Source organism: Paenibacillus sp. FSL R5-0378, assembly GCF_038009285.1.
GTDB lineage: Bacteria > Bacillota > Bacilli > Paenibacillales > Paenibacillaceae > Paenibacillus_AQ > Paenibacillus_AQ favisporus.
Genome location: NZ_JBBPAY010000001.1, coordinates 4,128,631 through 4,150,125 on the forward strand (window position 1 = coordinate 4,128,631; position 21,495 = coordinate 4,150,125).

Genomic DNA, 21,495 nt, shown 5'->3' on the forward strand with positions numbered 1-21,495 from the left:
TCCCTGAGGCTGAAGCTGCTTTTGTATTTTACCATCGTGATTCTTCTTTCCCTGTCTGCGGTTGGCATCGCTTTCTACAGCATTTCAGCCAAGCAGCTGCAAAAAAGCGCAAAGAGCCAAATGGTCCAGATCGTGGACAATGCCGTACACCATACCAATCTGTATTTGTCGTCTTATCAGCGGTCGATGGTGGCGCTGCTGACCGACCTCAGGGTCAAACGGTACATCGATCTGCCGGCTGATCGGGAGGAGTACGAAAATTACCGCTACATGACCGATATCCGGGATGCGATCGTGGATCCGGTGTGGATCCGCAATCCCGAGATCGAAGCACTGTATATCATCGGTTACTCCGGGAATGCGCTCTATTATTATAACGGCGGATCGGAACCATCCTTTAAGCCGGAAGATACCGCCAAACAGATCCGATATTTTAAGGAGAACACGGATGAAAGCGGCCGGTTGACCATTATGAATTACAGCATTTTGGGCGAAAAGACCCCAATGATGACGCTAATCCGCCGTATCCGCGGACTTCGTTCCACGGACATGAAAGGTTTTGTGGGGATCGAGGTCAAGGCGGAGGAGCTGTCCACCCTGTGGAAGGGGATCGATCTGGGGAAGGACAGCTATTTTTTCATTGTGGACGGCGAAGGCAGGATACAATATCACAACGATCAGACCAAGGTAGGATCGATCGTTCCGGCCAGCCTGGGCAAACAAATCAGCGAGGCCGGCACCGAGATGTTCCGCAGTTCAGCGGAGGGAATGGACCGGGTATACATCAGCCGCAAAGCCGAATACTCCGGGTGGAATCTGGTGGTGTCCATTCCGTACAGCCAGCTGCAAAAACCGCTTAACACGATACGCAGCTCCATTATCGTCGTTGCGGTCATTACGTTCCTGACGGCGTTGTTCCTGGCGAGCCGGTTCGGCAAGTCGATTACTACCCCGATCCGGACGCTGATGAAGGGGATGAGCCAGACGGAAAAGGGAAACTGGAAGTTCATTCCGCTTCCGAAGCACCGGGACGAAATTACCGAGCTGATGATCCGCTACAACCTGATGGTGAACCGCTTATCGGAGATGGTCGATACGGTGTACCGTGCGGAGCTGAGGAACAAGGAAATGCAGGCCGAACGGCAGAAGGCCGAGTTCCAGTCGCTCCAGCTGCAGATCAACCCGCATTTTCTGTACAATACACTGGAAACGGTCGTATGTTACGCGGTTATTCAGGAGTCGGACGAAATTACGGAGATCGTCGGGGCTCTGTCTTATATGCTGCACTATTCGGTACGGACCAATCTGGAAGAGATCACGGTAGCGAATGAGCTCAAACACGTCATGTACTTCATGGTCATTATCAATCACCGGATCGGCCGGACGTTCGAGATTGATGTGCGGGTAAGGCCGGAGCTGCTTCTGCGGAAGATGGTCCGGCTCACGCTTCAGCCGCTGGTGGAAAATGTGTTCCAGCATGCTTTCAGGCAAGGGGTGGAGGATCATCATACGATCATCATTGATGCCGGCGAAGAGGGAGATTCCTTCTGGGTCAGCGTGCAGGACAACGGCTGCGGCATGGCCCCAGAGCGGCTTGAGGAGCTTCGCGCCAAGCTGAGCGAGAACCGGCTTGCCGACGAGGAGGACCGGGGCAGCGCGGGCGGGATCGGCGTACCCAATGTGCACCGGCGGATTCAGCTGGTGTTCGGCGAGGACTACGGCGTAACTGTGGAAAGCAGCCCCGAGTGGGGAACCCGGATGATCATGCGGATGCCGATTTCAGGCGTCAAAGAACTGAGCAGCCCAGCGGGGCAAGAGGCAGTCGCGCCTATTCTGACCCTGCCCATGGCGGGCAGCGGCTAGGCGCAAACAAAGGAGAACGTTAAGCAAATCCTGTATTCCGGAGCATGGAATACGGGATTTTTTTATGTTCAGACAGCCGTAAAAAACCGCAAAAAAACACATCACGACAATAATCCGCCCCATGGGAGCTTCCCTGGTTAAGCCTTATGATGGGGACAGCAGCAAAGAGAATACCTTTTGCACTTTGCATGAAGAGAGGGGATTATAAGATGAAAAAATGGGTCAGTCTGATCCTCGCGGCGTCGCTTGTCACGGGTCTGACCGCAGGCTGTGGAAACAAAAGCGCCTCGAGCGGCAGTGACGATGCGGCCGACGCATCGAAACCGGTGAAATTCAGCATTTCTTTAACCACAAGTGGAAACGCTTACGCGGAAGGCTCCAAGGACATCAACAACGAGAAATGGGTCAAGGAGGTCGAGAAGAGAGCCAACGTGGATTTGGACATCAGGCTGATTCCCCTGAAAGACTTCGATGCGAAAATGGCCGTCATGTTCGCCGGCGGCGATATTCCGGACGTCGTGCAAAACGTCGGCGGGGCAACGGATAAGTCTATGGCCGGTTCGGTTCAGGCTGGCGTGTTTATGCCGCTGGATGACTTGCTGAAAGAGTATGCTCCGAACTTGATGAAAGCCGTTCCGAAGGAAGCGTGGGACGAGGTGAGCTACAAGGGGAAAATCTACGGCGTGCCAACCTGGCTCAGCAACCCTTCCCGCCGCGCCACTTATATCCGGACCGACCTGCTGGAAAAAACGGGCCTGCCGGCGCCCCAAACGATGGACGATTTCCTGAACGTCCTGCGTGCGTTTAAAAAACTGGGCCTCAGCGCGCCGTATCAGATGAGGGAGAATTTTAAATACGCGGACATCGTTTTTGGTGCGTATGACGCCCTGGGCTATCAGTTTACCGAAATGAACGGCCAGGTCGTACCGAAGTTTTTTAACGCTGAAAATATGGAAAAGGCGCTGACCGTCTACAAAACGATGTATGACGAAGGCCTGATCCAGAAAGATTTCGCGACGATCCAGGCGCCTCAGTACAGCGAAAATATTGAAGCTGGCAATGCCGGGATGTGGACGGCTAATGCCGCCAGCCTTCTCGATTTCCGCACGAAGATCGGTGCGGCGGTTCCCGGCGCCAAGGTCGATATCATCCCGTCACCGATAGGGGACAACGGACAGAAGGGTTATGGATTGTACAGCTCGGTTAACACTTCGCTCTATATCAACAGCAAAGTCAGCAAAGAGAAAGCGGCCCGGATCATCCAAATGTTCGAGTGGATGCAGACGCCGGAAGCGAAAAACTTCTACAGCTTTGGCATCGAAGGCGAGGATTACACGGTGAAAGACGGAAAAATCGATTACAAGCTGCCGGAAGGCAAAGCCGCTCAGGACGAAGCCGGATTCCGCTCGCTGCTTCGCTGGGTCGGTGACGGAACGATTAACCGTGAACGGACGGAGTTGCTCCCAGGCGGACAAGACGTGCTGAAGGCGCTCGATGATACGCTGGCCAAAGAAGGCGTGGGCGGGATCGGATTTGTGCCGGACCTGGAATCCTTCAGCCAGTTCCCTGACTTGGCTTCCAAGCGTCCGGACCAGGCGCCGAAGCTCATCATCGACCACATGGTCAAAATGATCTACGGCAAAGAGCCGATCAGCGATTTTCCTAAAGTCATCGAGGAGTATAAGCAAAAGGGCGGCGATGAAATCGTGAAAGAAGCCACGGAGCGTTACAACAACAAAGACGGAATTATCGATCAGCAAAGCCGCAAATAGGTTGATTTTGGGGAAGCCTTTCACGCGAAGGGCTTCCTCCTGTTAGGAGGGGAATATATGGGGAGGAAGACCGGAGACGGACGGAATAAGCTGAAGCTTCTGACCCCTTCATCCTGGTGGGGAGCCAAGTGGAGGGAGGCGCTGCCGGCAGGCAACGGAGTAACCGGAGCAGCCGTGTATGGCGGCGTCCATTTGGAAACGGTCATGCTGACGCACGGCGGCTTATGGTGGCAGAGCCGCACGCCGGATCTGCCCGACGTGAGCGGCCGGCTTGGAGAGATGCGCCGGTTGATGATGGAGGGGAAAGAGGCGCTGGCCGAAAATGTATTGGTCGACGGTTTGAAGGAGCAAGGCTACGATCCGGTCATGGCCGTTCCGCTGCCGCTTGGCGACCTGAACTTGAGCATGGACGTAAGTAAAGGCTTTAAGAACTACAGCCGGGAGCTGGACATGGAAACCGGTGAAGTAACGGTGCGCTGGCAGGACGGGCATACCCGTTATGAGCGGGCGTTGTTCGTATCCCGGGCGGACGATTTGATCGTCTATGAGCTGCGGTCGTCAGGGCCAGGCCCGATATCGGCGAAGATCGCCCTTGACCTGCATCATCGCGGGGATGTCAGGCGTCCCCCTGGCAGACCTGACGCTCCATTGCCGACTGGAAGCGAATCAGCGTCCGACGGTGAGTTCATATGGTATGCCGCATGCCATGACGAGGGCAGCGATTTCGGTGCTGTCGCCCGGGTGGTCACGATCGATGGCAGGATAAGCAGTACAGGCAGCGAGTCCGTTCTTGAAGGCGCCACTCAGGCACTGATCCTGGTTAAACTGTTCGTTCATGAGCCGCGTCAAGCGGCCTGGAAACAGTTGAAACACGAGCTGGCCGCAGAACATCGGTCTTACACCGAACTGCTGCAGCCGCACATTGAGGAGCATGAACGCTTGTTTCAGCGGATGACGCTGAATCTGGATGCTCCCGGACGAGAGGCATCGAACGAAGAGCTGCTGCTGCAAGCCTACCGCGGCGAAGCCCCGCTGGCCATGCTGGAGAAGATGTGGGCCTACGGGCGTTATCTTCTGATTGCAAGCTCGCGCGAAGGCGGGGATCCATGCCATTTATACGGCTTATGGTGCGGGGAATATCGCGGCTTCTGGGCGTTCCATATGGCCAACGAGAACCTGCAGATGATGTATTGGCAGGCGCTCGCGGGACATATGCCCGAGCTGCTGCTGCCCGTATTCGATTACGTGGAGCGGCAGATGGACGATTATCGCCGCAACGCGCGCTGTATCTATGGCTGCAGGGGGATCTGGATCCCCGCGCCGACCTCGCCGGACTCCGGCCTGCTGAAGACGATCGCGCCCCACATTATCCACTGGACCGGGGCAGCGGGCTGGATCGCGCAGCACTATTACGATTATTACCTGTACACGGGCGACAGGGAATTTTTAAGAAACCGGGCTTTGCCGTTCCTGCGGGAGGCCGCTTTGTTCTATGAAGACTTCCTGATTACCGGGGACGATGGTCTGTTCATCAGCTGCCCGTCCAATTCGCCCGAGAACCGGCCGGGTAACGGCGCGGGTGGGCCTAAAGGAACGGCAATGAACGCAACGATGGATTTTGCCATCGCCAAGGAAGTGCTGACCCGGCTGGTTGAGGGTGCCGCTAAGGAAGGAATGTATGCTGAAGAAGTCGATGGCTGGAAAGAAATGATCGCCAAAATCCCGGCGTATCAGGTTAATGCAGACGGCGCAGTCCGCGAATGGATGCATCCTGCCTATGAGGATCAATACCATCACCGGCACCAGTCGCACCTCTATCCGGTGTTTCCGGGCAAAGAGGTAACGCGGGAGACCGATCCCGGTCTGTTCGCAGCCTTCGAGACCGCGTTAAGAAAGAGGCTGGTCGTTGGATTAAAGGAGCAGACGGGATGGTCACTTGCTCATATGTCCAATTTGTACGCCCGCATGGGCGAAGCGGATAAGGCACTGGAGTGTTTGGATCTGCTGGCCAGATCAGCCGTGATCAATAATTTCTTTACGCTTCACAACGATTGGCGCGGCATGGGCATCGGCCTGGATATGGAGTGGGCTCCGTTTCAGATTGATGCGAATATGGGCATGACGGCTGCGCTTCAGGAAATGCTGCTGTACTCCGATCCCAACATGATCCGAATCCTCCCAGCCCTGCCGGAGCGGTTCCTCTCCGGAAGCGCCGCTGGAATGCTGGCATGCGGAGGCTACGAGGTAGACATCGCCTGGGACAGAAAGAATGGCACGCTTGATGTTCGGCTCCAATCTTTGAGAGCTGGAGGCTCCGTTACCCTCGCGCTCCCCGAAGCTTGCAGCGGCTTCCGGGACGGGGGCAGACTGCCTGAGAATCGGCAAATCCACATCTTGCTTGAACAGGGAGAATCCCTAACCTTGCAGTTGACGTTCAGCTAATGAGAGGGGAGAGGCAAGGATCATGAATATATCTTCATTAGTAGAAGAAATTATGCGTCTGCCTGTGATCGATACGCATACGCATTTGATAGGCGATAAGCTGTGCGCGGCCGACTTTTGGGAGATCGCCGATTATTTCTGGTTGAACCAAGAACTGCAGACGGCGGGATATCCGAAGGATGCGGCACAGCTGCCGGTTTCGGAGCGGGCGGAAGCCTTCGTCAGAGCATACAAGGCTACCCGTAATACGATGATGAATCGTGCTTTTACGGCGATCATGGGGGATTTATACGGAATCACCATCCATGACACGGCGTCTGTGCTTCAGGCGGACGAAACTGTACGCACGCAGAGAAATACTCCAGGCTGGGCTCAAAGCGTGGCCGACCGGCTGCATGTGAAGCGGTTTGTCGTGAACCGCCCTGAACATGCCGTATTTGACGGTATGCGCGAGGATGCCGTGCTGCTGCCCCGGATCGACGGATGGCTGCCGGAGCTTGCCGCCGGCATCGTCTCCTTCGCAGCCAATGAACGCCAAGACCGTTTCGCGCAGGCGAAAGCGTTCATTTCCGAGCAATTGAAGTCCTATCATGAGATGGGCTGTCCGGGGATCATGACGACGCTTCCCCATTATGAGGCTGCGGCGCATGAGGATTATAAGCTTGAAACCGCGGGGCGGACCGATGAGGTCATGATGCTGCTTCTCCATGAAATCTGCTCCGGTCTGCAGGAGCGGGGCATGTTCCTTCAGCTGTTCCTCGGCGTGGAACGAAGTTGGGGGAGCAGTTCGGCCGCTCCTGTGAACGATCCGCTCCGGATCGTAAAGCTGTATGGCTTGTTTGAGCGTTACAACATCCCGTTTGAGTTGGTGGTTGCATCGGAACTGAACAATTTGGACGTCGTACAGGCGGCCTGGAATTTTGCCAATGTTCACGTAGGCGGCATGTGGTGGTATAACTTCCGTGCCAGCACATACACGCAGAGCATGCAGTACCGGCTCGAGGCGTTATCCCCGCTCAAAAGCTCGCTGATCGTCTCGGATGCGCGCTGCATCGAATGGACGTACGGCAAGCTGCTGATCGTGAAGCAGCTGCTTGCTCGTTTTCTCGATGAGCAGGTCAGGGATGAATGGCTGAGCCGTGAGGATGCGCTGGCACTGGCCGCGGAATGGCTGCATGGCAGCGCGGCAAAACGGTACGGGTTGGCGGAATCGACGGTCTGATCGTGAAACCGGGACCGCTGAATTGTGAATGACGCGTGCCATTTGGCAAAGACAGATGGTCGAGAAACTTAATGATGAACGGAGGGAGAACGTGACATTTTCACTGTTTGACCGGATGCTGCCTGCCCCCATGGAAGGGGGCTTCCGGATGGAAGGCTGGTGGGTATGGTGCGGGTCGGTCGTTCGCGGAGAGGACGGACGCTTTCATATGTTTGCGTCCCGGTGGCCGAAGTGGATGCCGATGCACCCGGGCTGGCTGCTCCGTTCGGAAATCGTCCGAGCCTCGTCCGATACCCCGGAAGGGCCCTATACCTACGAAGAAACCGTGTTCCCAGCGCGGGGAGCGGAGTATTGGGACGGAAGGAGCACCCATAACCCGCACATCATCCGGTATGGAGACAAATATTTGCTGTATTACATGGGATCGACGCATCCCTTCCCTGAGCCGCGGCCAGGAGAGAGAGTGGAGGCGGACGACTGCCGCGTCATTGCGGCAAGGGCGAACAAGCGTGTCGGCCTGGCCGTCGCCGACAGCGTCTATGGGCCGTGGAAGCGCCTCGATACGCCGATTCTGCCGACGAGGCCGGGCAAGTTCGACAGCTTCCTGACCTCGAATCCGGCGCCATGTATCCGGGAGGATGGCTCCGTGCTGCTGGTTTATAAAGCCCGGCGGTATGAGGGCACAGCCCATGGGCAAATGACGCTGGGTGCGGCAGAGGCAGCAGGATATGAAGGGCCTTATCGTGTAACTCAGGATACGCCGCTGTTTCCGCCGGAACGGTTTCATATCGAAGACCCGTTCATTTGGCGCACGGCGGAAGGGTACGCCATGATCGCGAAAGACATGGATGGAAAGCTGTGTGGAGAGAAGCACGGCGGCATTCTGGCACTTTCTCCGGATGGCAGGGACTGGAGGCTCGCAGACCAGCCCAAATCCTATTCCCGGCGCGTCCGATGGGAGGACGGATCGGAACGTTGGATGGGCAGCTTCGAACGGCCCTTCCTGCTGTTTCAGGATGGACTGCCGACGCATCTGTTCGCCGCGGTTGCGGACGGACCGGGGGGCTTCCGGCAAGCCGAACATACCTGGAACATGGTTATTCCGCTGCGGACTTCACCTTGAATTTAGAATGGAACAATCAATTACAGGAGGAGATTATATGGGAGAAACCGTATCGAAACAAATGGGTAGCGAAGGGAGCTCGGCGCTTATTTCGGAATCCGTTCAGCAGTGGGCGGAAGGGGCTTGGCAGCAAATCGTAAACAAAGTGGAGCGCACCAGTCAGCGGATTGGCGTCAGTTTTCCGCATGCATCCGTTAACGGGGTCTATGACAACATGCGCCCGTCCTGGTGGACCGCCGGCTTTTGGCCGGGGATCTTGTGGCAGATTGCCGAAGACGGGCACCATCCGGGGCTGCAGGGGATTGCCGAGCTGATCGAGGAGAAGCTGGACGAACCGCTGTATTCGCTCGCTGTGCATCATGATGCCGGATTTATATGGACACTTTCGGCCGTGGCCGACTACCGGATTACCGGCAGCGAGCGTTCCAAACACCGTGGGCTGATGGCCGCCGCCCAGCTGGCAAGCCGCTTTAATGTAAAAGGCAGCTTCATCCGCGCCTGGCATGACCTGGAGCAGGTGAACCGGGCAGGCTGGTCCATCATCGACACGGTGATGAATCTGCCGCTGCTGTATTGGGCCTCTGAAGTAACGGAGGATCCCCGGTTCCGCCATATCGCCGCGGCGCATGCAGATACGGTGCTGGCGCATTTTCTGCGTCCGGACGGATCCAGTTACCATATCCTCGAATTTGATCCCGAGTCGGGTGAACGAATCGGTGCCATGTCCGGTCAGGGGTATGCGGAAGAATCCGCCTGGTCCAGAGGCAGCGCCTGGACCATCTACGGACTCACCCTGTCTTATATTTACACGGGAGAAGAACGCTTTTTGACTGGCGCCAAGCGGGCCGCCCATTTTTTCCTGGCGAATCTGCCGGAGGACCATGTGCCGCACTGGGATTTCCGGGCGCCTGAAGAAGGGGGCAAGCCGCGGGATACTTCGGCCGGGGCCTGCGCGGCATGCGGGCTGATCGAGATGTCCCGTCTCGTACCCGAGGCGGAAGCGCGGCTGTATCTCCGTTCTGCGGAACGCATCGTGCGCTCTCTGCATGAACATTACGGGACATGGGATATGCCGGGGGAAGAAGGCCTGATCCTGTCCGGCACATCCAATCTGCCGGGTGGTGTGCATATCGATACGCCGCTGATTTACGGCGATTATTTCTTTGTTGAGGCGGTATCCAAGCTGCGCGGCTCGGCGCTGAGACTGTGGTAATGTGTATCAGCGTTGAGGCAGTAATTCAGCGCGAAAGGAGATATGACGAATGAAACGACAGGCTGAACAACAGGCCCAACAGACAGCAGCAGGGTCCGCGCCGGAGAACCTGCTCGATGATCCTTTTCCTATAGAGACAGTCCCTGATGGCCCTCAGTCTGAAGTGCAAAATGACCGGATGGAATGGTGGAGGGAAGCCCGGCTGGGCCTGTTCATCCATTGGGGACCCTACGCGCGGCCGGCAGGCGAGTGGAAAGGGGAGGAGATCCAAGCTTCCTACAGTGAGCACATCATGCTGCGCGCAAAGATTCCGGCCGCCGAATATGAAGAGATGGCCGCAGGCTGGAATCCTTCTTCTTTTGACGCGCTGAAGTGGGTGCGTACCGCTAAAAGGGCTGGCTTGAAATATATCATTTTCACGGCCAAGCATCATGACGGATTCGCCATGTATGATTCGCATGTGTCCAATTACTCCATCGTCCAGCATGCGGTCTTTCGAAGAGATCCGCTCCGGGAGCTGGCGGAAGCATGCGAGCAGGAAGAAATGGTGCTGGGTATTTACTACTCGCACGCTATGGACTGGCATGATCCCGATTCCCAGGGGAACACCTGGGACTACCCCGGCAATATCGGTGCTTATGACGACGTGGAGAGCTGGGTGCACGATCCGGATAAGCGAAGCCGCTTTGAGCGTTATCTGAATAATAAATCACTTCCTCAGGTTCGCGAGCTGCTGACGGATTACGGGAAGGTCGGTCTGATGTGGTTCGACTGCGGCGGCAAGCTGACCCGCGAGCAGGGGGAGCAGTTTCTGGACGCCGTATACTCGCTTCAGCCGGACTGCCTGGTGAACAGCCGGGTGTGGAAGGCTCCCCTCGGGGATTACTCCAACACGTCCGATAATCAGCTGACCACGCGGACTTTGCGCCAGGACTGGGAGAACATCATCACGCTAAACGAATCATGGGGGTACAAAAAATCGGATCACAACTGGAAATCACCCGCATCCATCATCCGGCAGATGATCGATGTCGTCAGCAAAAGCGGCAATTTGGTCATCAATATCGGACCGACAGAGACGGGAGAGTGGGATCCGGTATCCGAATCGATTTTGCTGGAAATCGGCGGTTGGTTAGATACATACGGAGACAGTATTTACGGGGCGGGGGCATCCCCGACGGCAAAGCCGTCCTGGGGCAGGTGCACCGCGAAAGGAAACACGCTGTATCTGCATGTCTTCGAAGGGCCAACGGACCGGAAGCTGGTCGTTCCCGGCCTGAAAACGGACGTTCTGCGGGCCTATATGCTGGAAGACGGCAGAGAACTGAAATTGACCCGATTATCGGAACAGGATTTGGAGATTGAGCTGCCTGAATCGGTGCTTTCCGAAGTGAACGAATTTTCCAAACCACAAGTCATCGCCGTCCTCTGTTCCGGTCCGATCGATGGCAATCCGGTGGGACTATTTGACTCACGGGAAGGCAGCATCCTTGAATTAGGCGTATTCGATGCCGAAATATCCGGAGCCGGACTGAAGTATGATACCGGGAAAAAGGGCCGTGACAACCTCCTTGATTGGACAGACGAAAGTGCCGAGGCGGTCTGGTCTGTCCGGACCTTGGGGGCCGCAGATTTCGACGTGCGCATCGAATATGGCAGCGGTGACGCCGAGGGAGGAGGCGGGACCTACCTGGTGACCACCGGAGACCAGTCACTGCGTGCTCAGGTGCAGCCCACCGGCGGACCGTATGACTTCCGTGAGTTTTACGTAGGGAAGCTGCATTTTCCGGAAGCAGGGGAGTATTTGATCCGTCTTCAGGCGGAAAGAATTACGGGCCAATATTTAATGCAGCCCAGATGTTTGAAGCTGCAGCGTTAATCCGAACCGGATTGCGTTGAATTACGGAAAAGGAACCATTGCCTCTGCAAGCAGAAGGCAGCGGTTCCTTTTTTCTTGACTTGGCTTCCTTATACCGCAAGAGAAACTGCCGCTTTAAGCGGTCTGTCCTCCGAGAATGTACTTCGGTCGGTGTTTCTCTCAAGATCCTCCCGTCTGTTTTCCTTTCCGGGAAAAAAGCTTCTTCATTAGGACAACGGCTGCCAAAGCAAGGGGAATCCAGATTTGGAAAACCGGAAAGTCGTACATCAGGTTTCGTGTGAATCCGATCCAGGTATGGTAAATAAAATTGGGCGCGGCGAAAGAAATGGTATAAATAAACGCGCCGACGATGACCGTTAATTTTTTGTGGCTCATCTTTACCAGATAGGAAAGGCCGATGACCGCCCCCAAGTAAAAAGCCGTCATTTTCACAAAGATGCCGATATAAATCAGCAAAATAATGACCGGATCGAGCCGTTCGAGAAAATCAGCGATTTCGATCAAGCGGACCGATCTAAGCATGGGGAGGGTGGTAATGCTTAAGATTTGGGGGCTCAATATCGTTAAATTCAACAAGTTGAAGATCAGCAGCAGGATTCCCACGAACAGGTAGGAAAAGATCGACAGCTTGGACAGGTTTTTTTTGTTGTTCAAATGCTTCCAAAACGCAAGAAACACGACAACCTCGCCAAACGGGAAGCTGATGACTTTCGGAATGGCTTCCCTGATCACAGGCATGATGCCATGCTCGAGCACCGGCTGAAGCCGCTCCAGATGAATATTTTTAGAGACGATGAACATCAAGAAAATCAGGAAATAACCCAGGATGGTAAAGGGGAGCAGAAATTCGACGACGCGGAAAAAAACTTCCGTTCCCTTGGAAATCGCATAGGCGGACAGCAGAATCATGATCAGCATCAGGAGGGACAGCGGCGTTTTGGGAAGAAAGGAAATGTTGATAATGTCCCCAAACTCCCTGGTGTTTCTCATGGACTCATAGGAAAAATAGAAGATATAAGCGATGGTGACGATCGTTCCGAGAATACGACCCAGATGTTGGTTCAGGATTTCGAAGAGATTGCGTTCCTCGTCCCCCTTTTGGATGAAAAGGTAAACCAGGAGCAGCAGCAGTCCGGCCAGCATCGCAACAATGACGACCAGCCAGGCGTCCTGCTTGGCTCCCACGCCCAATTCGTATAATGGGGAAGTTCCGATCAAAAACAGGATCATCATCGCAATCAGCTCGTATTTGTCTATTTTTTGCAAGTTGGGGGCACTCCTTTCGCTAGAATTTTTGGTCTTTGAGCAAGCTGGAGTACGGCTTGGTAATCATGTTCGTATGCTCAATGTTAATCTTGACCTGCACGCGCAGGCTGATTTCCTCGATGGGACGCTTCGTTTTCATTAGTTTTCTCCAAGTAGAGGGATCTTTACGGTGTATCGCGTTCATGAATCCGGCCAGATCCACGTTCATTTCCTGCAGATGGCTCCAGGTCTCCATGATTTCGCCGCCGATTTGTTTACTTATCGTACGTTCTATGTCGCGAATGACCCCCGGATTCTTTAAGTCCAGATTGCAGCCGGATTCGTCGATCGCTCCCGTTGCTTGAATCTTGGCGAGAATGATCGATTTTCCATGGATGACCTTCGGTTCCAGTTTGGTGGACGATTTCAGCACTCGATAGCTGAGCAGCTGATTTTCTTGGCCTTTTGCGCTGCACGGAAACACAACCATCATGCTGCTGACACGATTGGAAAGCCATGCGACAGATCGGCTATCTTTTTGATCGATCCATCCCACCAGCTTGTCCTTACGGAATACGCCCAGCTCCCCGAGCTTAATGACCGCATCATTTCGCGTCGATTTCAGGGCATCGAGGGAGGACTGCTTGCTCAGATCTCCGGATACCTCGAGCTCGGGCGCCATGGCGCTTTCATCCGGGCTGGCTATCATTCTGGCGAAATCGATGAGCCGCATGTTTTGAGCCTGGGACAGATTTTTCTGGCTTTGATCGATGATCCGCTGGATGGCGTTGCCGGATATTTTCTCCAAAGGGATCAGCACTTCCAGCAAATTGGAAGCTTTGCCCTTGGTCAAGAGGACGGACATGGTCTCCCTGCTCTCGAACGGACGAAGGAAAAAATCAAGAATTTCTCCGACACCTTCTTTCCGTGCCACATCTTCGCTAAGAATAAGGACGGAGTTATGGGCAAAAAAGAGCTTCCTTGATGTTTCCAAGCTGGCATTCTGCATCGCCTCGGCAATGGAGCGCCCCTTGGTTGAGAAAATGGTCGTCGGAGACTGGCTTCCTGCACTGCCGCCGCCTGTCTGGGTGGCAATCGACTGCGGAATGACGACCTGGAACGAAATTTCCCATTTCCCGTTGCTCCGGTCGATGGACGTCGCCGAAATGATGCTCAGCGTATTCAATTCCTGGCTGTCCCAGCATCCGCCCGTCAGCAGCGCGACCGACAGCGAGAGAATCATAAGGCCCAGTCTCCGGAGCATCTTTTCCACCTCTTTGTTTGACCTGGATGTATACAGCTATTGTTCATCTTTCGATGGCGACGGCTTTTGGATTGATTTTTGGCGTTTGATATTTTTTTGACTGATTAAGGTTGGACGTTTAAGCATGGCCCACCAAGGCACACGTACCAACGCATCCTTTTGGTCGGAAGGAGAGAAGGGCGCAAGCGGAATCAAATAAGGGATTCCGAAGGACCGCAGCCCTGATAAATGGATAAGCATCGCCATTAATCCTGCAATGATCCCGAACAATCCCAGCGTAGCCGCAAGCAGCATGAATCCGAAACGAAGCAGCCTAGCCGAATTGGATAAGCTGACTGATGGAGCGACGAAGCCGGCTATGGCGGTAAAAGCCACGATAATAACCATCGCGGCGGATACCAAACCTGCCTGAACTGCCGCTTGCCCCAGCACGAGCGCACCGACGATCGAAATCGCGGACCCGATCGCCCTTGGCATCCGCACCCCGGCTTCCCGCAAAACTTCGAAAGTGATTTCCATGGCAAGCGCTTCGACAAAGGCCGGAAAGGGGACGCCTTCCCGCTGGGCCGCGAGGCTGATAAGCAGGGTTGTCGGCAGCATCTGCTGATGAAATGTTGTGATCGCGATGTACATCGAGGGCAGGAGCATGGAAAACACAAATGCGATAATACGCATCAACCGTAGAAATGTCGCGATATCGAATTTTTGGTAATAATCCTCGCTGGACTGGAACAGCTTAAAAATCGTAATGGGGGCAATGAGCACAAAGGGGCTCCCGTCTACGAGAATGGCTACTTTTCCTTCCAAAATAGCTCCGGCAATGGCGTCAGGACGTTCTGAATTCGTAAGGGTCGGAAAAGGCGTAAAGGTGGCGTCCTGGATAAATTCCTCAATATATCCGCTCTCCAGAACGCTGTCGATGTCAATCCGGTCAAGCCTTCTTAAAATTTCCTGCACCACGTCTTCACTAGCGATACCATGAATGTACATCACGGCTACGTCCGTTTGGGTTACGCGGCCGATCGTTCGGTCGACGATCCATAGATTCGGATTTTTGATTTTGCGGCGGATTAATGACGTATTGATCCGAAGGTTCTCCGTAAAGCCTTCCCTTGGTCCTCGGATGACCGTTTGAGACTGGGGTTCGTCTACACCGCGCTGTTCCCCACCGGCAGAGGATGCTGATATTCCCTTGGCTGTGCCATCTACCAGAATGACTGTATTGCCGGCAAGAATGGCGTCAAACAGTTTCTTCATGGTATCGATGTCCGTGACTTGGCCAATGGCTAAAAACCGGTGTTTGATCCAGCCCAGCACCTGTTTTGGCGGGTCAAGCGAACAATCCGCATCCGCCTGGATTTGCGTCAAAGATTTCAAAATGGAATTGTTGATAATCTGCTCATCGGCCAAACCGTCGGTGTAGATGACGGCGACGTGGACAGGTTTCCCCAGGGCCTGGTCCAACCGACGGATGATGATATCGGAACTGTCGCCCGTCATTTCCTTGATCATTTGGACGTTAACATCCAAGTATTTGGAAAGAGGCGTTTCAGGCCTATTAAATTCCGATGGCTGCTCATTTTTGTCTTGATTTTGGTTGGAATCACCGCTGGAATCTTGTTTGGATTTGAAAAAAGGCCGCATCCTAATCCTCACCTTGAAATTTATATTCTGCTTCATCGTTGCCTTTTTCGGAGGAACTTAAACTAGGGGCATCGAAAGAGGATTGCTCTTCAGAAAACGTGCCGGAAAAAGCAAAACAGACGGCTGACGGCCGTCTGTCGTGAATAATAAACTAGCAATAGACTGAGGGAAAATCATTACCTTTCGGCGTCCACAACTTGCGGGTCGCTGCGCAGCGGAAACCAGCCGGGAATACTCATCATGAGGTTCCACAGCGGTTCGGGAATCGATAATTCCTGCAGGTCGAGAGGGGAGATGGACGTTCGGATCTGCTGTTCACGGCCTTCCAATACCAACTGTACCCAATCCGGTTCCATGATGAGTTCGCGTCCCAGGGCGATGAGCGGGATGCCGGAGGACAGCGCCTCCAGCGCATCATCGGGCGTGTAAATGCTGCCGACGCCAATAATGGGGATACGCGAGCCGACGCGCTCCTGAAGAATCGCCAATCTTGACCGGCTGTCCTGAATCCCCCTTCGCGGGACGGAACGGAAGCTGGTCAACGATACATGAAGGTAATCGACCCCGGTGCCCGACAATGCATCGACGAACGAGAGGGTATCGGCCATCGTAATGCCTGGCGTTCCCGCCTCTTCAGGCGAAAACCGGAAGCCGACCAGGAAAGGTTGTTCAGACTCTTTGCGAACGGTCCGAAGGACCTCGCGAATAATGGCTAAGGCCAGCGTCATTCGATTCTCCAGGCTCCCTCCATAACGGTCCGTGCGGCGGTTCGTCATCGGGGATAAAAATTGATGCAGCAAATTCCCGTTGCCGCCGTGAATTTCCACCCCGTCAAATCCGGCGTCAACCGCTCTTCGGGCTGCTTCTACATAAGCATGAATGATGCCTTCCATTTCCTGCTCGGCGAGACTGCGCGGGACGGGGGCTCCTTCCCGGTCTTCCGGGATGTTTCCGGCGCTGACATAATCGCCTGTCTTAGAGCCTTGTCTGCCTGCGTGGAAAATTTGCAGCACGGCCTTGGCTCCGTTCCCCTGGATCGTCGAGGCAAGCCGGCGGAGTCCGGGAATGAGGGCGTCGTTGTCGGCGCCGGGCGCACCAGTCATTCCTCCTTGCTGCATGACATATGTTGCCGCTGTGATGACCATGGCAGCGCCATGAGAACGCCGTTTGTAGTATTGAATTTCCTGTTCGGAAATGGAGCCGTCCGCATTGGAACTCATATGGGTCATCGGAGACATCACGATCCGGTTTTTTAAAGAAATGTTGGCTGACGGAAAATGAAATGGATCAAAAAGGGGGGAATACGATTTTTTCATGGGGTGACAACTCCTTCGTAACGATTCTTTTATTGAACTTGTTATGATTATAAGAGGAGAAGCAACATCCCGTAAGAACGCAAAATCTATGGATATAATCCAAGTACCTGGACCAACTAACATAAAGTAAGCTTGATTTATCATCATGTTCTGCATATAATGGATATTACAGGTCCATAATAAATGCGCTGTTATGGTTTGCTGCTTGAAAAGGAGGAATCCAGCATGCAATTTTCAAAAAGTACTGCATATGGTTTACACGCCTTGATGCTGCTGGCGAAATCGGAACGGGGCCGCAACGTGGGCATTAAAGAACTGTCCTCATCCCTGGGCGCTTCCGAGAGCTATCTATCCAAAATTATGTCCAAGCTGCGGCAGGATGGGCTTGTTCGCGCAGTTACCGGTGTGAACGGCGGCTATGAGCTTGCCCGGGCCGCCAGTGAAATTACTTTTCTGGACGTGGTTCAGGTTCTCGAAGGACGTCAGCACTTGTACGAATGCTTCCACGGGAGCAACCATCCGCTGCCGGCTCTGGAAGCTGCGGGGGACGAACCGGAAACGCCGGAATTTGCTTTCGGCGAAGGATGCCCGGTCAAACAAGTGATGGATGCCGCGGAACAGCAGATGAACCGTTATCTCCAGCAGCATACGATTCAATCGGCACTGAACCAGGCGGGCTCATGTGATGCCCATGCAGCAGGCAAGAAGTAATAGACTTCTTGCGCGTTTATTATGGATAAAAAGGATCTATAAAGGGAGGAATTAAAATGTCAGAAGTATTGTTGGATGCGGTTATTATCGGAGGCGGGCCAGCCGGCATGAGCGCAGCGCTTGCGCTGGGCAGATCAAGACGTTCCGCGGTGGTCATTGACGAAGGCCGACCGCGGAATCGGGTAACCCATGAGATGCATAACTTCCTGTCTCGGGACGGCATCGCTCCCGCGGAGTTCCGTCGGATCGCCAGAGAACAAATCAGTCAGTACCCTGCAATCAAGTTTGTTCAAGGGAAGACGGAATCCGTGGAAGGAAGTGACGGCGACTTCCGGATCCGCACGGTTGACGGAAAGGTGTTCCGCAGCAAGAAGCTGTTGTTTGCAACCGGCAAACGAGACCTGCCTCTGGATATTTCCGGGTTGGACGAGGTATACGGTAAAACCGCGTTTGTCTGCCCTTATTGCGACGGCTGGGAACTGCAGGACCAGCAGCTCGTGATGATTGCCAAGGGCGAGGGAGCGATGCATTTATCCAAAGTGCTGATGGGATGGTCTGCGAATTTAACGTTATGTACGAACGGTCCGGATGAATTGAATGCGGAGCAGCGTGAAGAGCTGGAGCGCCACGGCATTACCGTTAAGGACTCGCCGATTCACAAGATTGAGTCTGAAGAAGGCAACGTAAAGCAGGTCCTCCTGGAGAACGGCGAATCCGTTGCCTGCACCGGAATTTTCTTTGCGCCGAAACTGGCCGCTGCCACTGACCTGCCGCAATCGCTGGGCTGCGAAGTGTCGGAATCCGGAAGCATTGTGGCCGATCGGATCGGCAAGACCAATATCCCCGGTGTATTCAGTGCCGGAGATGCCGCTTCTGACATGTATCAAGCCATTGCTGCGGCTTCCATGGGCGCGTTGGCAGGCATGGGCATCAATGCGGAGCTGCTGGATGAGGCATGGAAATCGGTTCGCTGAATCGCAGCCGATGGATCCATTCTTTTGCCAGGTTTGTGAAATCGGAATTTTTTTACGAAAAAAGGTTTACGTCAGGCGTAACTTCCGATATTATAAGCGTAATGTAAGAACCGTTAATTTGAAATGCGATGAAGAGAAGAGTAGGTAAAGGAAGCATTTCCCAGAGAGCTCCGTCCGCTGAAAAGGAGCATTGAGTCCTTTATTGAATAAAGCCTCTGAGCAGCACGCCGGAACCCAATGTTCAATGAGAGGATGGTGTGCCAGGAGCTCCTGTTACAGAGCTAGAGTATATGCATCAGTTGACTGATGCCGTACTCGAAGAGGCTAAAATGGCGACATTTTAGCGAATCTGGGGTGGTACCACGAGTATGATATCTCGTCCCTAAGACGGCAGTCTTGGGGGTGGGATTTTTTATTTTTTCGTCATGATCCTGTAAATATCGCTGCACACAGGCGGATGGGCACACCAATTCAAACGGTTTGAATAGTGTCTAATAGACGGTTTAATGAGCCACGCCTGTCACCATAGTATTTGTTTAGCAGACAACATTTCATACTCTACTTCGAAAGGATTGGAATCACTCATGTCACAAAAACTTAAAGTTGGTATTGTCGGTGGAACCGGTATGGTTGGCCAGCGTTTCGTACAGCTCTTGGATCAGCATCCCTGGTTCCAGGTGACCGCGATTGCGGCAAGCAGCAGTTCCGCCGGTAAAACCTATGAAGAATCGGTGCAGGGACGATGGAAACTGGCAACGCCGATTCCCGAAGACGTCAAGCAAATTGTCGTTCAGGACGCTTCGAAGGTCGAAGAAGTTGCTTCGGGAGTTGACTTTGTTTTCTGCGCCGTAGATATGAAGAAGGACGAAATCAAAGCGCTTGAAGAAGCGTATGCCAAAACGGGTACGCCTGTTATATCGAACAACTCCGCACATCGGTGGACGCCTGACGTGCCTATGGTGATTCCGGAAATCAATCCCGGTCACATCGGCGTCATTGAAGCGCAAAGACAGCGGCTCGGTACCAAAACCGGGTTTATCGCAGTCAAACCGAACTGCTCGATTCAGAGTTATGTGCCGCAGCTGAACGCGCTGCTTGATTTTAAACCGACTCAGGTGGTTGCGTCGACTTACCAGGCCATCTCCGGCGCAGGCAAAAACTTTACGGACTGGCCGGAAATGCTGGATAATGTCATTCCTTACATCGGCGGTGAGGAAGAGAAGAGCGAGCAGGAGCCGCTGCGCATTTGGGGCAGCATCGACAACGGGCAAATCGTGAAGGCGTCCTCTCCGATCATCACGACCCAGTGCATCCGCGTTCCTGTGACAGACGGGCATTTGGCGACCGTGTTCGTCTCTTTTGAGAAAAAGACGTCGAAGGAAGAAATTATTGAGCGCTGGCGCGCGTATCAAGGAAGACCGCAGGAATTGGGCCTTCCAAGCGCACCGAAGCAGTTCATTACGTATTTTGAGGAAGAAAACCGGCCGCAGACGAAGCTGGATCGCGATATTGAACGCGGCATGGGCGTTTCGGCAGGCAGACTGCGCGAGGATTCCATTTATGATTTCAAATTCGTGGGTCTTTCGCATAATACGCTGCGCGGCGCCGCAGGCGGGGCTGTGCTGATTGCTGAACTGCTGAAGGAAGAAGGATATATTCAAGCCAAGTAACAAGTACAAGGGATCGGAGCGGTGTATCCGGTCCCTTTCTATTTGTTTTCACGAAATTTAGGACAAGTTCTCACAATCCCTGACCGTATCTGTCAGTCATTATCGTCTATACTGATGATAGCTGAGAGTGAATGAATCACATGTACGAGTTGTGATGAAGGGGAGGACAAGAATGGAAAAATACGCTATGTTCGGCAAACTGACGGCAAAGCCGGGGCAGCGCGATGAGCTCGCGAGAATGATGCTGGAATCCAGCGGGACGCTTGAGGATATGGAAGGCTGCATCTATTATATCCTGCATGAAGCGGAGGACAATCCGGACGATCTTTGGATTACGGAACTATGGGAAAGCAAGGAAGCTCACGCGGCCTCGTTGAAGAATGAGAAGGTGCTTGAGCTCATCGGACGCTGCAGGCATCTCATTGCTGAAGCCGGCGGCATCAAGGTCCGGCCGATCGGAGGCAAAGGATTCTGATTTCTGATACAAAACATGTATAACAGCAAACCGCGGATGCCGCGGTTTTTTTGTTTCCGGGGAGCGCGATGCATAACACCGCATGCCCCCGTACATAGTATAAGCGAACTCTACTCAACATTTGGAGGCATTACACAACATGAACGTTCAAAGAGCGCAGGAAATCGCGTCCTCGCCAGTCATGGCAAACGTACTGCTGGATGGAACCCCCATCTATATACAGCATGTGGACGAGCTGAGCGAAACCGCACGTGTCTATCCGCTCGACAATCCGGAAGCTGAGCGGGAAGTACCTCTGTATTCGTTAGAGGAGCAGGATCATTTTCTGGGATAAAAAGGAGAGAATTGCGATGAAAGAAGTGCCAAAACAAAATGAAAAAGAGGCAGATCGGCTGAACGACTATGACGTCACCGATGATGTGGTTCGCGAAGTGCCTGCTACGACCGATGCCAGTGATGCCGTCGCGGCCATGACTTCGCATATTAATAAGTATGATGTGCCCGATGAGCTGGAGGAAAAATAACGACAAAGCTCTTAAAGCGTACAGGCGAGCCTGTGCGCTTTATTGTTGTTCCCGATCGAATGTATTCACTTTTTACGCAAGAATAGCAAGCGAGAATAAATCCGGCTCATGATGATTTGATAGAATCAGCATGAGAACGAGTGTCTCTGATCACATTT

The 21,495-nt window shown here is 53.8% G+C and carries 17 protein-coding genes and 1 other annotated feature; of the genes, 13 read left to right on the forward strand and 4 right to left on the reverse strand.

Translation table 11 applies throughout. The features are described from left to right. Positions 1–21 precede the first annotated feature (21 nt). From MKY74_RS19200 to MKY74_RS19230, 7 genes are all read left to right on the forward strand, one after another. Positions 22–1,863 carry a cache domain-containing sensor histidine kinase gene (locus tag MKY74_RS19200; protein ID WP_244169159.1) on the forward strand — a complete coding sequence of 614 codons (1,842 nt, stop codon included), beginning with the start codon at positions 22–24 and terminating at the stop codon, positions 1,861–1,863. A 209-nt stretch (positions 1,864–2,072) separates the two neighbouring features. After that, positions 2,073–3,635 (forward strand): extracellular solute-binding protein, encoded by a 1,563-nt coding sequence (locus MKY74_RS19205; RefSeq protein WP_076166298.1) that lies wholly within the window; start codon positions 2,073–2,075, stop codon positions 3,633–3,635. A 57-nt stretch (positions 3,636–3,692) separates the two neighbouring features. Continuing rightward, the gene (locus MKY74_RS19210) at positions 3,693–6,077 is read left to right on the forward strand and encodes a glycosyl hydrolase family 95 catalytic domain-containing protein (RefSeq protein WP_076166295.1); all 2,385 of its coding nucleotides are present in this window, start codon (positions 3,693–3,695) and stop codon (positions 6,075–6,077) included. 22 nt (positions 6,078–6,099) lie between these two features. Next, positions 6,100–7,299: a glucuronate isomerase gene (locus MKY74_RS19215; protein WP_076166292.1), complete on the forward strand. Its 1,200-nt coding sequence runs from the start codon at positions 6,100–6,102 to the stop codon at positions 7,297–7,299. A 91-nt stretch (positions 7,300–7,390) separates the two neighbouring features. After that, positions 7,391–8,422, forward strand: a complete 1,032-nt coding sequence (locus MKY74_RS19220; protein ID WP_244169158.1) for a glycoside hydrolase family protein — start codon at positions 7,391–7,393, stop codon at positions 8,420–8,422. Between the two features lie 37 nt (positions 8,423–8,459). Next, positions 8,460–9,635: a glycoside hydrolase family 88 protein gene (locus MKY74_RS19225; RefSeq protein WP_244169157.1), complete on the forward strand. Its 1,176-nt coding sequence runs from the start codon at positions 8,460–8,462 to the stop codon at positions 9,633–9,635. Positions 9,636–9,684: 49 nt separating this feature from the next. Next, positions 9,685–11,514, forward strand: a complete 1,830-nt coding sequence (locus MKY74_RS19230; RefSeq protein ID WP_076166289.1) for an alpha-L-fucosidase — start codon at positions 9,685–9,687, stop codon at positions 11,512–11,514. 159 nt (positions 11,515–11,673) lie between these two features. Here the strand turns inward: MKY74_RS19230 and MKY74_RS19235 are convergent, their stop codons facing one another. The 4 genes from MKY74_RS19235 to MKY74_RS19250 all read right to left on the reverse strand — a co-directional run bounded on the left by MKY74_RS19235 (position 11,674) and on the right by MKY74_RS19250 (position 16,983). Beyond that, entirely contained in the window at positions 11,674–12,780 is a 1,107-nt protein-coding gene (locus MKY74_RS19235) for a GerAB/ArcD/ProY family transporter (RefSeq protein ID WP_076166286.1), read from the reverse strand. Between the two features lie 19 nt (positions 12,781–12,799). Next, the gene (locus MKY74_RS19240; RefSeq protein ID WP_076166282.1) at positions 12,800–14,023 is read right to left on the reverse strand and encodes a Ger(x)C family spore germination protein; all 1,224 of its coding nucleotides are present in this window, start codon (positions 14,021–14,023) and stop codon (positions 12,800–12,802) included. A gap of 36 nt (positions 14,024–14,059) precedes the next feature. After that, positions 14,060–15,667, reverse strand: coding sequence for a spore germination protein (locus MKY74_RS19245; RefSeq protein ID WP_076166279.1), 1,608 nt, complete (start codon positions 15,665–15,667; stop codon positions 14,060–14,062). A 176-nt stretch (positions 15,668–15,843) separates the two neighbouring features. Beyond that, positions 15,844–16,983, reverse strand: coding sequence for an NADH-dependent flavin oxidoreductase (locus tag MKY74_RS19250; RefSeq protein ID WP_076166275.1), 1,140 nt, complete (start codon positions 16,981–16,983; stop codon positions 15,844–15,846). Between the two features lie 225 nt (positions 16,984–17,208). Between MKY74_RS19250 and MKY74_RS19255 the strand changes: the two genes are divergently transcribed. The 6 genes from MKY74_RS19255 (at position 17,209) to MKY74_RS19280 (ending at position 21,337) form a co-directional block, all read left to right on the forward strand. Then, the gene (locus MKY74_RS19255) at positions 17,209–17,694 is read left to right on the forward strand and encodes an RrF2 family transcriptional regulator (RefSeq protein WP_076166272.1); all 486 of its coding nucleotides are present in this window, start codon (positions 17,209–17,211) and stop codon (positions 17,692–17,694) included. A gap of 56 nt (positions 17,695–17,750) precedes the next feature. Continuing rightward, positions 17,751–18,668, forward strand: coding sequence for an NAD(P)/FAD-dependent oxidoreductase (locus tag MKY74_RS19260; protein ID WP_076166269.1), 918 nt, complete (start codon positions 17,751–17,753; stop codon positions 18,666–18,668). 119 nt (positions 18,669–18,787) lie between these two features. Then, positions 18,788–19,055: a binding site (T-box leader), on the forward strand. 197 nt (positions 19,056–19,252) lie between these two features. Then, entirely contained in the window at positions 19,253–20,338 is a 1,086-nt protein-coding gene (asd, locus tag MKY74_RS19265) for an aspartate-semialdehyde dehydrogenase (protein ID WP_076166265.1), read from the forward strand. A gap of 172 nt (positions 20,339–20,510) precedes the next feature. After that, positions 20,511–20,813: a putative quinol monooxygenase gene (locus MKY74_RS19270; RefSeq protein WP_076166262.1), complete on the forward strand. Its 303-nt coding sequence runs from the start codon at positions 20,511–20,513 to the stop codon at positions 20,811–20,813. A gap of 139 nt (positions 20,814–20,952) precedes the next feature. Next, entirely contained in the window at positions 20,953–21,147 is a 195-nt protein-coding gene (locus MKY74_RS19275) for a small acid-soluble spore protein H (protein WP_076166259.1), read from the forward strand. A 16-nt stretch (positions 21,148–21,163) separates the two neighbouring features. After that, positions 21,164–21,337, forward strand: a complete 174-nt coding sequence (locus MKY74_RS19280) for a hypothetical protein (protein ID WP_167372827.1) — start codon at positions 21,164–21,166, stop codon at positions 21,335–21,337. Positions 21,338–21,495: the final 158 nt, after the last annotated feature.